The following is an 11,904-nucleotide window of genomic DNA, read 5'->3' on the forward strand; positions in this document are numbered from 1 at the left end:
ACACCAAGACCGCGAGGATACCATGAATTGCGCTTCCCTGACCCCAATGCCCGAGGCCGCCGCCTTCCGCCGTCCGCCATCGCAGGTGATGCGCCTGGCGCGGATGGGAAGCGCGCATCCGACACGTCTGTCCTTTCTGCGAAATCTGCTGCGCCGGGTGACCCGCGAAGGCTGGACGTTCGACCGCCCGGTCTGGGAGATTGACGACAAGGGCGTCGGACGCGCCGTCTATCGCGCCGCAGGGCCCGATCGCACCTACTGCCTGGTGGCTTTCGCCCATGACCTGCCTGACGAGATGCGCTCGGACCGCGTGATCGCCACGGCCTGGGATGCGACCTTTACGCTTTTTGACGGTGAACCCACGACCGCTGACCTTGACCGCCTTCAGGCCAATGTGCCGTTGCAGGAGGCCGGCCGTATCAGCCCGCGCGAACTGTCGCTCAGCCGCGCCAACCGCTCGGTACGACTCTTCGCGCATGTCATCGAGCGGCTGGCCGAGGGCCTGCAGCCCGACGTCGCCGAGGTCGAGGCCGTCGGATACCTGATGCGGACCACGGCCGTCTACGGCTCGGGCAAGTTCGGTGCGGCCGACCGCGCGGCCATCGCCGACCGGCCGGAACTCAGCGCACCCTTCCAGGCAGAGATGCTCTCGGTTTGGCTGACGCGGCAATTCACCGTGGACATCGCCGAACATCTGGCCGCCGTTCGCGGTGGCGCAAAGGCGGTGCGCCTTGATCCCGCCATCAGGCAGGGACTGGGTGTCGGCAATTCCACCGGGCTCGGCATGGCGCCGTTCCTGGTGCGTCACCCGGTGTTGCTGAACAACTGGATGATGGCGCGCGAAGAAGCCATTGCACGCGTCCGATCGCAGGACACTGCGGATCCCCAGACCGTAGCGGGGTTCCGCGCGGCCCTCGTGGAAGCCCGGGAGAACGCCGAGCTTTGGCATTCGACCCACCCGATTCAGATCGAGAAGCTCGACGCGCTGCGCCATGATCTTTCCCGTCTTGCCAACCGGATCGCGGACTGGCCCGAGACCGGTGCGAACAGGCCCTGGGACGCGCTCTGGCACTGGGGGGAGTCCGAGCTGTCGCTGGAAGGACAGGAAGCGCTGCTGGCACTGATGCTCGAGCCCCATGGCGATCTTGTCGACGGGCTGGCCGACTGCATGACGGCGGACGAAAGGGCCTCGTTCCGGCTCGATGGTGCGATGAAGGTGGCGGCGCTTTCCGCCAGCCTTGCAGAGCACTACGACTGGGCGCTGGCCACAGACTTCGACCGGCCGGAAAACTCCGCGCGGTTCTGGTATGTTTCCGAGGAAAAGCTGGAACCGCGGCTGGGCAACCGGTTCGAGGAGGACGGCGCCACGCTGGAGCAGCCGCTGTGCATCGCGCGGCTGGCGCGAGAACTGCATTCGGCGCTGGCCGACTGGCCGGATGATGCACCGCTGGCCGCGTTCCTGCTCGCCCGCCCCGAGCATCGCTTCATGGCGCGGCGAGCGCAGATCGTGCGCGGGCACCCCTATGCCGAGGTGCACGACAACCTGATCTCTGAAACGATGCTGCCCATCGACCTGATGCGCTGCAAGCTGGCGTTCTTCGGCGCCAGCCGCTTCGATCCCCGGTCCGACAAATGGGTGCGCATCAGCCTGTTTCAGGGGCTGCCCTATCCTTCCGACGTGACCCCAGGAGGCTGGACATGACCACTGCGCATCATCAGGACTTGGAACCCAACGACCCGACCCGGTCGGGCTCGCCGGTGCCCTCGGGCAACAGCGCGCGCCTGTCGCAGAACGAGATCGAGCAGCTGTGTCTCAAGGCCGCCCGAGGTGCCGGCATGAGCTGGGGGCTTGCCGAGGAGGCCGGCTATGCCGCGGCCTGGCTGGCGATGCGCGGGCTGGATGGACCCGGCGTCCTGTTGGCGCAACTCAGGGATGCGATGGACCGCGACTGGCACGAGATATGTCCCGTCGTTGCGCCGGGGCGCTTTCAGGCGGCGGACGGCGGCTGTCTCTGCCCCATCGCCCTTGGCTCGGCTCTGTGCGACCATGCGGGCCTGCCGGAAACGGCGATGGATGAAACCGCCCTGCGGATCGGTCCGGTCAGTCATCCCGTCCTGCTGCTGCCGTTCCTGGCTAACCTTGCCAGCGTGCAGGGCGGCTGCGTGCAACTCGACTGGCCTCGCGGCACCGTGCTGCTGACCGCGGAAGGCGGGGTTTCCAGCGCAGCCGGGATGCTCGCGACAGAGACCCGGCTGGACGCCGAGTTGTCCGTCCATGGCGCCGCTCCGGATGACTCGATGCAGCCGGGCGCACCGCTTTTTGTGCCTTCGGCAACCCTGAGCGGCCTTAATGCCTTCGCGCTGCGCACCACGGTGCCGGCGTCCGAAGCCTCGCGCGCCGGTGCCGGCGCTGCGGTTGGTGACAACGACTGAAAGAAGGAACGAACTCGTATGACCCTCCAAAGATTGAATCCGGGAGCCCGCATGAGCGAGGCGGTCCGCATTGGCGACATTGTATTCCTGGCAGGGCAGATACCTGACGATCTGGCGGGCGATATCGCCGCACAGACCCGCGAGGTGTTGGACAACGTCGATGCGGTGATGGCCGAACTGGGTGGCAGCAAGGCCGATATCGCTTCGATTCAGGTCTGGCTCAGCGATATGGCTGATTTTCAAGGCATGAACGCTGTCTGGGATGCATGGGTCGATCCGGCCAACCCACCGGCTCGCGCCACCTGCGGCGTGGCTCTTGCGCGCCCGGGGATGCGCGTTGAAATGATCGCGGTCGCTCGCGCTCCGTATTAGGGCAGCACCGGCCGGAGCGGCCGCAGATGGAATCGGCGCCCTGACGGCAGGAATGGGAATCCCCCCATTTTTGCGGGGGCCCGGTCGTAGAATTTACGCGGCCATCTTCAGTTTCCGGGCGGGACTTTCTGGGCGGGTGTCATCAAGGCCTTGTCGCCAAAAGCGGCTGACTGATCAGAGGCCGGATACATTTACGCAAGCCGGACGGTCACGAGCGAAAACCTTGCAATACCTGCCGAGAAAATTCCACTTCCGCAGCCCACCAAGTGCCGGCAGCCGCGGACGTCAGCCGAGCTCGATGCGAACGGCAGGTATGGGCCGGTCGCTCATTGCAGCCAAGATGAACTGCGCGACTATTCAAAGCCCGCCTTCTGCGCATGGCCGCGACGATCCAACCCTGCAAAGCACTTGAAGACGTCCGAAAGGCTGCGACACCCGATGCCGGGTGTTTCCGAAACGCGACAGGCGCCTTCGCGCTGCCCTCAGCTTTCGGTAACGGTGTCGGCGTTCGTCTTGGGGTAAAGAAATACCGTCGATTCCAGCGGGACGCGGTCATACAGGTGGCGGATATGGTCGTTGGTCAGACCGGCGCATCCGTTCGACACTGCGCGTCCGATTGTCGAGGGATCGTTGGTGCCGTGGATCCTCAGGAAGGTGTCGCCCCGTCCCTCCTGGAACAGATACAGGGCCCGCGCGCCCAGCGGATTGTTCGGGCCGCCCTCCATCCCGTCCTTGTGCTGTTCGTATTTTTCCGGCTCGCGCGCGATCATGTCCGGGGTCGGGGTCCAGGACGGCCATTCCTTTTTCGCTCCGACGTAAAACCTGCCGGATTCATACAGACCTTCTCTTCCGACACGGATCTTGTACAGCCAGGCCTGCGCATCCGGCATCGTCCAGTAAAGCTCGAAACGGTCGGGAACGACATGGATCTCGCCAGCCGGCACCCCGGCATCCAACGTCACGAGTCTGGGCTCCATCGGCAGAAGCCCGGCCTCTGGCGGTGCGACGCCCTGCTCATGGGCCGCCCCCTCTCCCACCATGCCCAGGGACAGCGCCGCCGCACCAAGGGTCAGGGCGTGGCGGCGTGTCAGCATCGGCGAAGCCATGCCCGGGATGCGCCGCAAGGGCAGTGCGCTCGATGTGGCGGCGGTGGCTCGGGGGGTCGGTCTGGACATCAAATGCTCCGTTCGTGATGGATGTATGGGACACAGTCCCAAGTGCCTTGAGTGAGCCTTGACAAGCTCTTTGCGGTTCCGTCGAACGGAAGGTCGGTCAAACAGGTTGTGATGTCCGCAACTTCGACTACGGGTTGGTCTGCTCGTGACGTGACCCGGCCCAAGCGCGATACGCCTTTCAGGCACGCGGACACCGCTCGTTACCAGTGCAACCACGTGGGCCGGGAAATGGTTCCTTGTCCCGGCTTACAATACAATGTTTAGGTGCGCCTTCAAAGGCCTCTCGGGACACGGCGGACCGCATGATTGCGACAGGCAGCGCGGCGTATGATGCCCTGTAAGTGTTGAGTTCCAGCCAACGCGCCACCGCATCTTCCAGTGTGCGCAGGTAGTCTGGCCCGAGATTGTAGCCGGAGGCCAGTCCTCTCCCAGGGCCCCGAGAACCGCGCGGATGTTCCAGAGCTTGAACTCAATCGAACTGCTGTTGCGGTCGATCTGGATCTGAAGAACGCGATTGTGCGCGACCGTGTCAGGGAACTGGTTCACAAAGTCCGCAGACCGCATCGCGAAGCAATCCGCGATGATCACGCCATTCTCTGCATCTGTCCACGGCCCGCTCGACATTCGGCCAGGCTGGGTCTTGCGGACAAAAGGCGGTTCCTGCTGACCTCTGACCGTGATTCAGGCTGATACCTGTGATGGAGCCCGACCTGGCACGAGACCTGATGCCGGACGTGGAGTGGGTGATCTTGAACACTTCATCCCGGCTGTCCGCGCACCGAACGGGCGCAGACCGACCAACCTCCGCCTTGTCCGCGACGGGATTTTCTGGATCGTCGGGACCGGCGCGCCATGGCGTGCCCCGCCGGACGGGAGGAACGCGCGTTGGCGCATGGGAAAGCAGGGCTGGCTGGGAACGCACACCCTTCGATATCTCGCGCAACGAACTGGCTGGTGCCGACGAACGGCGGCCCGGTTGGTACCTCATGCGGCTCAATCACTTTTCACGCGAACCGAAGGCGTGCGAACTGCCCCGCCGCTGGACGCCCACGTGTCGCTGACCGCCACGCGCTTTCAGGCCAGCTTTCACCGAGCGTCAATTGCTCCCCCCTGCCCCGCCCGCCCGGCCCACGGCAGCACCGCGACGCCGCAGAGGTCGAGGATCGACCGCATCATGGTCTCGTGCCGCAACACCAGCCGCAACACGCGGCTGACATGGCGGTCGGAGATGCCTTCCACTTTGGCGAGATCGGCGGTGGTGGTGATGTCGCCACGCTCCAGCCTGCGGCGCCTGTCCCGCGGGCGACCAAGCGCACGCGGCAGGCGGGCATCCGGCGTTGTTGCAACACCGCGCCGGGCCCTGATGGAAATCCGTCTTGGCGACGTCGCGGGTTCCCGTTTCAGCCGGGCGTCGGCAGGTCCAGCAGCGCCCGGGCCTCGGCGATGGTCGCAGCGCGGCGCCCGTATCTTTCGATGATGCCGACACATTGCCGGACCAGCGCCGCATTCGACGGCGCAAGCGTATCCTTGTCGAGACGCATGTTGTCTTCCAGGCCGGTGCGGCAATGCCCGCCCAATTCGGCGCACCATTCGTTCAGCGTCGCCTGGTGGCGACCGATTCCGGCGGCGCACCAGGTCGCCTTCGGCATCAGTCGCGTTGTGGTCCGCACCATGAACTCGAACGCCTCGCGGTCGACGGGCATGGCGTTCTGCACCCCCATCACGAACTGAACGTGCGGCGCGGCCGGAAGGCGTCCGTCGGCCACCATCCGCGCCGCCTGGAAGATGTGGCTGAGATCGAAGGCTTCGATCTCCGGCTTTACACCCTGCGCGACCATCTCCTCGGCCAGCCAGTCGACGAGATCAGGGCTGTTCTCATAGACGCGGGTCGGGAAATTGTTCGATCCGACCGCAAGCGAGGCCATGTCGGGGCGCAGCGACAACATGCCGCCGCGTTCGCGGCCCGCCCCCGAGCGCCCGCCGGTCGAAAGCTGCACGATCATGCCGGGGCAATGCTGGCGCAGCCCTTCCAGCAGTCCGGAGAACTTCTCAGGGTCCGATGTCGGCGAGCCGTCGGCGTTGCGGACGTGGCAGTGCGCAATGGTCGCTCCTGCCTCGAATGCCTCCTGGGTCGACTCGATCTGTTCCGGGATCGTGATCGGAACTGCCGGATTGTTGGATTTCTGCGGCAATGAGCCCGTGATCGCGACGCAGATGATTGCAGGGTCTGTCATTTGCGTGTCGCTCCGCCCGCCGGGACCATCACGAAATCGAAGGGTGAGCGCCATTCGGTATCGCCCCGAACATGCTCGAACGGTGCAATCAGCGTCTCTTTCACTCCAAAGACCGTGTCATCCGACAGGTACGAATCTTCGGCCACGAAGGTATGGGTCACGATCGTATCGTGGCCGGGTGCCGTCACCATGAAGTGCAGGTGGGCCGGACGAAACGGATGTCGTCCGAGCTTGCCCAGCATACGGCCGACCGGACCGTCGTCCGGGATCGGGTAGCTGACCGGCTTGATGCCGACAAAGCTGTAGGTGCCGTCAGGGCCGGTGATGAAGCGGCCACGATTGTTCCACTTCGGTATCTTGCCCGGCTTCTGGACGTCATAAAAGCCGTCGGCATCGTCGGACCAGACGTCGACACATGCGCCCGTGATCGGCATTCCCTGCGTGTCGATCACGCGCCCTTCGAACAGGCAGCTTTCGCCCTTGCCGTCGAGATTGATCGAGGCGCCCATTTCGCGGATCGGCGCGTTGGCGACGTGGAAAGGGCCGAACACCGTATTTTCCGTCGCGCCATCCGGTCGGCGGTTGTTGATCGCGTCAGTCAGCATCGAAAGCCCCAGCACGTCGGACAGCAGGATGAATTCCTGTCGCTCATCGGTGCAGATCTGGCCGGTTCTGGTGAGGAAATCGATGGCGACATCCCATTCGTCCTGGCGCAATTCGACATCCTTGGCAAAGGCATGCAGGTGCCTGACCAGACTCGCCATGACCGTCCTGAGGCGCGGATTCGTGTCATCGCCCATTCGGGCATTCACGATTTCATCGGAATGTTCCTCGGAAAAATAGCTTTTGTCATTCATGTCTAGGACATCCTCAGCGTTATTGGCAGGCAAGGTCACGCGCGCTACCCGGCGTGTCGGGTCAGGATCGGCAGAATACATCTTTGGTGGCGCGGGATCGAATGCAGTCGGTGTTGAAACCTTTGCCGTCCCGGGCAGATCTTCCGCATCACGCATTGTCAGGGCTGCGGTTCGGCGCCTTCCCAAGCGCGCTGCAGCAGGGCGCGCAACGGCGCGGCCTCGATCGGGCGCGGGTTCCAGTATGGGTTGGCAAGCGCGATCTCGCAGGCGCGGTCCAGGTCGGTCTGCTTTACGCCAAGGTCGCACAGCGCCGTCGGGACGCCGAGCTTTTGCGCCATCCTGTACAGGCCGACCGGCGCGTCCTCCGCGTCGATTGCCGCCGCGATCCGCGCCATGGCTTCGGGGGCGGCAATGCTGTTGTAGGCCAACGCATGCGGCAGCACGATGGTGTGCGTTTCGGCATGGGGCAGGTTGAAACTGCCGCCGAGCGTGTGGCAAAGCTTGTGATGCAGCGACATCCCCACATGACCCAGCACCGTTCCGCAAAGCCAGGCCCCGTAGAGGCAGCTTGAACGGGCATTCCTGTTGTCGGGCGCACCGGCCAGCACCGACATGCCTTTCGCCAGGGCGCGGATCCCCTCCTCGGCCATCAGCGACATCACGGGATTGCCATCCTTGGCATATAGACCTTCCGCGGCGTGGGCGATGGCGTTCATGCCGCTGACGAGTGACATCCCCAGCGGCAGGGTCATGGTCAGATCCGGGTCGTAAATCACCGAGCGTGGCAGGACGCGCGCGTCCTTGCCGGTCTTCTTCAGACCGTTTTCGGTAATGCCGTAGACGGGAGTCATCTCGGACCCGGCGTAGGTGGTGGGAATTGCGATGATCGGAACAGGCGCTTCCAGGGCAATGGCCTTGCCAAGGCCGATGGTCGAGCCGCCGCCAATGGCCACCGCGCAATCCGCCTTCAGTTCCGCCGCGATTTCGCGGGCCTTGCGGGCGCTCTCGATGGGCACATGCATTTCGGCGCCGTCATGGAGTCCGGCAAAGCGGGCCCCCAGAAGGTCGGCAACCTGCTCGGCCTGCGCCCGTTGCTGCGGGGTGCAGAGCACCAGAGCCCGGGTTGCACCGATCGCCTCGACCTCTTCGCGGACCGAAGCAAGTTTCCCCGCACCAAACATGACCCGTGCAGGCAGCGCCGTGTAAATGAAGTCTTTCATGCGTGCATTCCTAGCTGGTCCATCCAACGTTTCCGCCGGTCATAGCGCGTAATCGACCTGAAATCGCGCGATGCGGCTCTGCCCCAACTCGTCCTTTACCCGGAGATGGGCGGGATGGGTTGCATAGGCGTCCAGCGCCGCCTGGCTCTCGAACTCTGTATAAAGCACAACGTCGCAGGCATAGTCGACGCGGCTGTGGTCAAACCCCACCTCGAGATGGATGAGCCCCGGCACATTGCCGCGCAGGGCCTCAAAGCGCGATCGCAGGAATTCGGCCGCCTTGCGGCGATCCTCTTCTGCGTCGCCCGCCATATTCCACATTACGATATGCTTGATCATGTTCTGCTCCGAAGCACCGGACTGAAAAGTCAGACCTGTTGACCTGAGTGAAAGACATCGGGGACGGCCGCGAACGGATCCGGCCAATCGGCCACTCCTGCATGCGTCAGACCAGGGATGGGCAAACGCAGCCGTGACCGCCGACGGTGAAGTGTCCTGGGTTGGAGGGTCAGAGAACGACCTCCGCACCGCCTTTCGACGAGGAGGCGAACAGCGCCTCGAGGACAAGGTTTATGTTGTGCGCCTGCTGGGCCGGTACATTGGACGGCGCGCCGCTGCGCAGGGCGTTCGCAAAGGCCGAGGCTTCGCGGTCAAAGTAGACCGGGTTGCCGATCTCGGCGATTTCCGGCGAATAGACCGTCTTGCGAACCGCCCAGATCTCGGGAAAGCTGGTTTCGTTCCAGTGGGTCCAGCCTTCGGGCAGGCCCTGTTTGCCGGTGCTGTAGATCTTGTAGGACGCGGGCATCGGACGCGAATGCATGACGCCTTCGGTGCCGTAGGCGGTGATGTCCCAGTTCTCGGTCCAGGGCAAGGGATCCCAGGACATGAAGTCGATGGTGATCATCTTGTCATCATAGTTCAGGATCGCCCCGGCGGCGTCCTCGCGGGCGGCGGCGGGCATAATCCCGTCGAACTTGGTGATCCGGGCGTTGACGGATCGCGGCATGCCGAAGTGAAGCAGAAGCCGGTCGATCGTGTGGCACCCGATCACGAAAAAGGCGCCGCCTATGTCGCCGGGCTGGCGCATGTGATCGGTATCCGCCTCGCCATGCGAGCATCCGGCATGGGCGCGGACCTGAAGCACCTTGCCCAACTGCCCCGCGCTCAGGACTTCCTGCATCCTGTCCACCGAGGGCGCATAGCGCCAGCAATAGCCGACCTGGAACAACTGGCCAGTCCGCTCCGCCGCTTCGACGAGCCGCAGGGTATCCACCGAGCCGCGTCCGGCGGGCTTTTCGCAAAGCACCGCCTTGCCTGCCTCCATCGCCTCGATCGACCAGTCGGCCATCAGATAGCTTTTGGGGTGGATCATCACGGCATGGACGTCCGGATCGGCAAGGATCTCTGCCTTGCTGCGCTTCTCGATCCCCATGGCGTCGACAAAGGGATCCAGCAGCGGCGTGTCGTCATAGGCTCCGAGGACTTTTGCATTCGTCATGCGCTGGAATGCCTTCACCCGGCCAGAGGTGTGCGGATGGGTGATCCCGAGGCAGGCGATCCCCAGCGTTGTGTCCTGGCCAATGGAATATGTCATCGTGTGGTATCCTCCCTTGATATGTTTGTTCAGACCGGGACCGCGCGGCCCGTGCGGACGGATTCGACCGCGCATTCGGCCAGCCGCAGGGCCATGACGCCATCGTTCACCGTGGTGGGCATCGGCGAATTGTCGGCAAGCGCGTCGATGAAAGCGTCCATCTCCGAACGGTATGCCTGGGCGTAGCGTTCCAGGAAGAAGTTCAGCAAAGGTTCGCGGCCGTCGGTGATCTCTGCCGTCGTGATGCGCATGGTGGTCGGACGCAGGTTGTCCTGTGTCAGCATCCCCGTCGCGCCAAGGACTTCGACCCGCTGGTCATAGCCGTAGACTGCCTCGCGACAGTTGTTGATGTGGGCCTGTTTGCCGCTGGCGGTCTGCAGCAGGACCATGGCCGTATCGAAATCGTCGTACTGGCTCAGGGACGGGTCGATCAGGCGGGCGCCGAATGCGCTGACCAGCACCGGTTCCTCGCCCAGCAGCCAGCGCGCCATGTCGAGGTCGTGAATGGTCATGTCGCGAAAGATGCCGCCAGAGGTCTTGATGTAGGACGGCGGCGCCAGCCCGGGATCGCGGCTCGAGATCACGACCTGACGAACCTCGCCGATCCGCCCGGCGTCGATGGCCCGGCGCATCTCGGCAAAGGTGCTGTCAAAGCGGCGGTTGAAGGCCAGCATCACGCGGCCACCGACGCGCTCGATCTCGGCCGCGGCGCTCTGGCTCTGTGCCATGTCGAGGTCGATCGGCTTTTCGCAGAGTACCGCCTTGCCAAGTTCGACCGCCTTCAGCAGGAACTGGACATGTGTATCGGTCGGAGTCCCGATGACGACGGCGTCCACGTCCGGCCGGGAAATGGCCGCCATGCAATCGTTCATCGCCTCGACGCCGAGCGATTTCGCCAGCGGCTCGACCGCGTCGGGAAAGGGGTCGGCGACCGCAACAAGCGTCGCCTTGGGGTTCGCCGCGACGCTCGCCGCGTGGATCTTGCCGATACGACCGGCCCCCAGAACTGCAATTCCAACCATGTTCGTGTCCTCGTTCTTGTTTCGCAGGGCGCATCGCGCCGGATGTCGGTGGCTCAGTCGGCAGGCAGGTCGACGGCCTTGAACTGTTGCATTGTGGTGTCGAATGCCCGCTGCGCGGCAAGCTCCAGCGGCAGGTGGCGGTGCGCGGCCGAGATCAGCTCGACCCCCCAGTAACCGCGGTAACCGACGTCAAGGATTGCCTGGATCTGCGCCGGGATGTCGATCGCGCCTTCGCCGCAAAGGCGTCGGTAATGCGTCGAGTCGTTGAACAGCGTGCCCAGAACCTCGGCCCCGGCGTCGTCAAGCTCGACCGCCCGCAGAAGTTCGGGAGGCATCTTGCGGATGTCTTCGGCCGTCATGCCGCCGCGCTGGACATGCCAGGTATCGACAAGCAGGCCACCGTTGGTGGTGCCCAGCCCGTCGAACAGGGCCAGCCCGCGGTCGATGCTGTCGATGCTCGCAAACGGCAGGAACTCGATCACGATGTCGATGCCCAGCGGCGCCGCCCGTTCGCAGATCCCGGCAAGCGCGTCGCGCATCGCGGCAAGATCCGGCGCGCCCGTCTCGAAGACGCCGCCGCCAAGCTTGATCTTTTTGACACCCAGTTCGGCGCCGATTTCCAGCATCCGGTCGTACATCCTTTCCGATGCCAGACGCGGCTCTCCGTCAAGATGCCAGTCCACCAGAAACTCGAGCTCGACGTGGCGGATGCCGTTGTCCGAGAAGATGCGGCGTATTGTCGGCAGTCCGTACCGGGCGAGAGAGGCTTCCATATCGGCCATCACGAAGCCCATGCCACGCCAGCCGACACGTCCCGAAACTTCTGCGCGGTCCTTCAGTGGAAAGGGGCTGACCTCGCTCGGCGCGCCTGGATAGGTGGCACCGCTGACCGTCCAGTAGGACGCGCAGAGGTCGATGTCGTCGATTTTCATTTCTGGGCCTCGGGGGATGCTGTTGTTGAAACGGATCAGGCGGTCGCCGCCAGAGCAGAGTGTCG

The 11,904-nt window shown here is 64.2% G+C and carries 12 protein-coding genes and 1 pseudogene; 4 read left to right on the forward strand and 9 right to left on the reverse strand.

From position 1 onward, the window contains the following. The first annotated feature begins 46 nt into the window (after nucleotides 1–46). Genes FOY53_RS14785 through FOY53_RS14795 form a run of 3 tightly spaced genes read left to right on the forward strand, consistent with a single transcriptional unit; the run spans nucleotide 47 to nucleotide 2,805 of the window. Nucleotides 47–1,702 (forward strand): hypothetical protein, encoded by a 1,656-nt coding sequence (locus FOY53_RS14785; protein WP_246107415.1) that lies wholly within the window; start codon nucleotides 47–49, stop codon nucleotides 1,700–1,702. Then, nucleotides 1,699–2,433 (forward strand): DUF3726 domain-containing protein, encoded by a 735-nt coding sequence (locus FOY53_RS14790; protein WP_186766622.1) that lies wholly within the window; start codon nucleotides 1,699–1,701, stop codon nucleotides 2,431–2,433. Before FOY53_RS14785 ends, FOY53_RS14790 begins: the two co-directional genes overlap by 4 nt. 18 nt (nucleotides 2,434–2,451) lie before the next feature. Beyond that, entirely contained in the window at nucleotides 2,452–2,805 is a 354-nt protein-coding gene (locus FOY53_RS14795) for a RidA family protein (RefSeq protein WP_146590174.1), read from the forward strand. Nucleotides 2,806–3,287: 482 nt separating this feature from the next. Here FOY53_RS14795 and FOY53_RS14800 read toward each other — a convergent pair whose 3' ends face one another. Further along, nucleotides 3,288–3,899 carry a L,D-transpeptidase gene (locus tag FOY53_RS14800; RefSeq protein ID WP_439332545.1) on the reverse strand — a complete coding sequence of 204 codons (612 nt, stop codon included), beginning with the start codon at nucleotides 3,897–3,899 and terminating at the stop codon, nucleotides 3,288–3,290. A gap of 779 nt (nucleotides 3,900–4,678) precedes the next feature. Between FOY53_RS14800 and FOY53_RS23750 the strand changes: the two are divergent. Beyond that, nucleotides 4,679–4,851, forward strand: a pseudogene (locus FOY53_RS23750) (transposase); the annotation flags it as partial. Between the two features lie 215 nt (nucleotides 4,852–5,066). Here FOY53_RS23750 and FOY53_RS23445 read toward each other — a convergent pair. The 8 genes from FOY53_RS23445 to FOY53_RS14845 all read right to left on the reverse strand — a co-directional run bounded on the left by FOY53_RS23445 (nucleotide 5,067) and on the right by FOY53_RS14845 (nucleotide 11,839). Then, entirely contained in the window at nucleotides 5,067–5,219 is a 153-nt protein-coding gene (locus tag FOY53_RS23445) for a hypothetical protein (RefSeq protein WP_222435263.1), read from the reverse strand. Nucleotides 5,220–5,380: 161 nt separating this feature from the next. Further along, complete coding sequence (locus FOY53_RS14815; protein ID WP_146590176.1) at nucleotides 5,381–6,214, reverse strand: 3-oxoadipate:acetyl-CoA acetyltransferase; 834 nt, start codon at nucleotides 6,212–6,214, stop codon at nucleotides 5,381–5,383. Continuing rightward, nucleotides 6,211–7,071 (reverse strand): dioxygenase family protein, encoded by an 861-nt coding sequence (locus FOY53_RS14820; RefSeq protein WP_146590178.1) that lies wholly within the window; start codon nucleotides 7,069–7,071, stop codon nucleotides 6,211–6,213. The genes FOY53_RS14815 and FOY53_RS14820 overlap by 4 nt, the downstream gene beginning before the upstream one ends. A gap of 158 nt (nucleotides 7,072–7,229) precedes the next feature. After that, complete coding sequence (locus tag FOY53_RS14825; RefSeq protein ID WP_146590180.1) at nucleotides 7,230–8,291, reverse strand: maleylacetate reductase; 1,062 nt, start codon at nucleotides 8,289–8,291, stop codon at nucleotides 7,230–7,232. Between the two features lie 39 nt (nucleotides 8,292–8,330). Next, a complete protein-coding gene (locus FOY53_RS14830) occupies nucleotides 8,331–8,630 on the reverse strand; it encodes a Dabb family protein (RefSeq protein ID WP_146590182.1) in 300 nt (99 codons plus the stop codon). Nucleotides 8,631–8,799: 169 nt separating this feature from the next. Continuing rightward, a complete protein-coding gene (locus FOY53_RS14835; RefSeq protein ID WP_146590184.1) occupies nucleotides 8,800–9,885 on the reverse strand; it encodes a Gfo/Idh/MocA family protein in 1,086 nt (361 codons plus the stop codon). Between the two features lie 29 nt (nucleotides 9,886–9,914). Then, the gene (iolG, locus tag FOY53_RS14840) at nucleotides 9,915–10,907 is read right to left on the reverse strand and encodes an inositol 2-dehydrogenase (protein WP_146590186.1); all 993 of its coding nucleotides are present in this window, start codon (nucleotides 10,905–10,907) and stop codon (nucleotides 9,915–9,917) included. 53 nt (nucleotides 10,908–10,960) lie between these two features. Next, the gene (locus FOY53_RS14845) at nucleotides 10,961–11,839 is read right to left on the reverse strand and encodes a sugar phosphate isomerase/epimerase family protein (protein ID WP_146590188.1); all 879 of its coding nucleotides are present in this window, start codon (nucleotides 11,837–11,839) and stop codon (nucleotides 10,961–10,963) included. Nucleotides 11,840–11,904 lie beyond the last annotated feature (65 nt).

The sequence above is a fragment of the Puniceibacterium confluentis genome (assembly GCF_007923445.1).
In the GTDB taxonomy this organism is placed as follows: Bacteria; Pseudomonadota; Alphaproteobacteria; order Rhodobacterales; family Rhodobacteraceae; genus Puniceibacterium; species Puniceibacterium confluentis.

Excerpts from the sequence above, each read along its gene's own strand:
- FOY53_RS14785 (WP_246107415.1), top strand. The coding sequence starts at position 47 with ATGCCCGAGGCCGCCGCCTTCCGCCGTCCGCCATCGCAGGTGATGCGC.
- FOY53_RS14790 (WP_186766622.1), top strand. The coding sequence starts at position 1,699 with ATGACCACTGCGCATCATCAGGACTTGGAACCCAACGACCCGACCCGG.
- FOY53_RS14795 (WP_146590174.1), top strand. The coding sequence starts at position 2,452 with ATGACCCTCCAAAGATTGAATCCGGGAGCCCGCATGAGCGAGGCGGTC.
- FOY53_RS14800 (WP_439332545.1), bottom strand. The coding sequence starts at position 3,899 with ATGCTGACACGCCGCCACGCCCTGACCCTTGGTGCGGCGGCGCTGTCC.
- FOY53_RS14815 (WP_146590176.1), bottom strand. The coding sequence starts at position 6,214 with ATGACAGACCCTGCAATCATCTGCGTCGCGATCACGGGCTCATTGCCG.
- FOY53_RS14820 (WP_146590178.1), bottom strand. The coding sequence starts at position 7,071 with ATGAATGACAAAAGCTATTTTTCCGAGGAACATTCCGATGAAATCGTG.
- FOY53_RS14825 (WP_146590180.1), bottom strand. The coding sequence starts at position 8,291 with ATGAAAGACTTCATTTACACGGCGCTGCCTGCACGGGTCATGTTTGGT.
- FOY53_RS14830 (WP_146590182.1), bottom strand. The coding sequence starts at position 8,630 with ATGATCAAGCATATCGTAATGTGGAATATGGCGGGCGACGCAGAAGAG.
- FOY53_RS14835 (WP_146590184.1), bottom strand. The coding sequence starts at position 9,885 with ATGACATATTCCATTGGCCAGGACACAACGCTGGGGATCGCCTGCCTC.
- iolG (WP_146590186.1), bottom strand. The coding sequence starts at position 10,907 with ATGGTTGGAATTGCAGTTCTGGGGGCCGGTCGTATCGGCAAGATCCAC.
- FOY53_RS14845 (WP_146590188.1), bottom strand. The coding sequence starts at position 11,839 with ATGAAAATCGACGACATCGACCTCTGCGCGTCCTACTGGACGGTCAGC.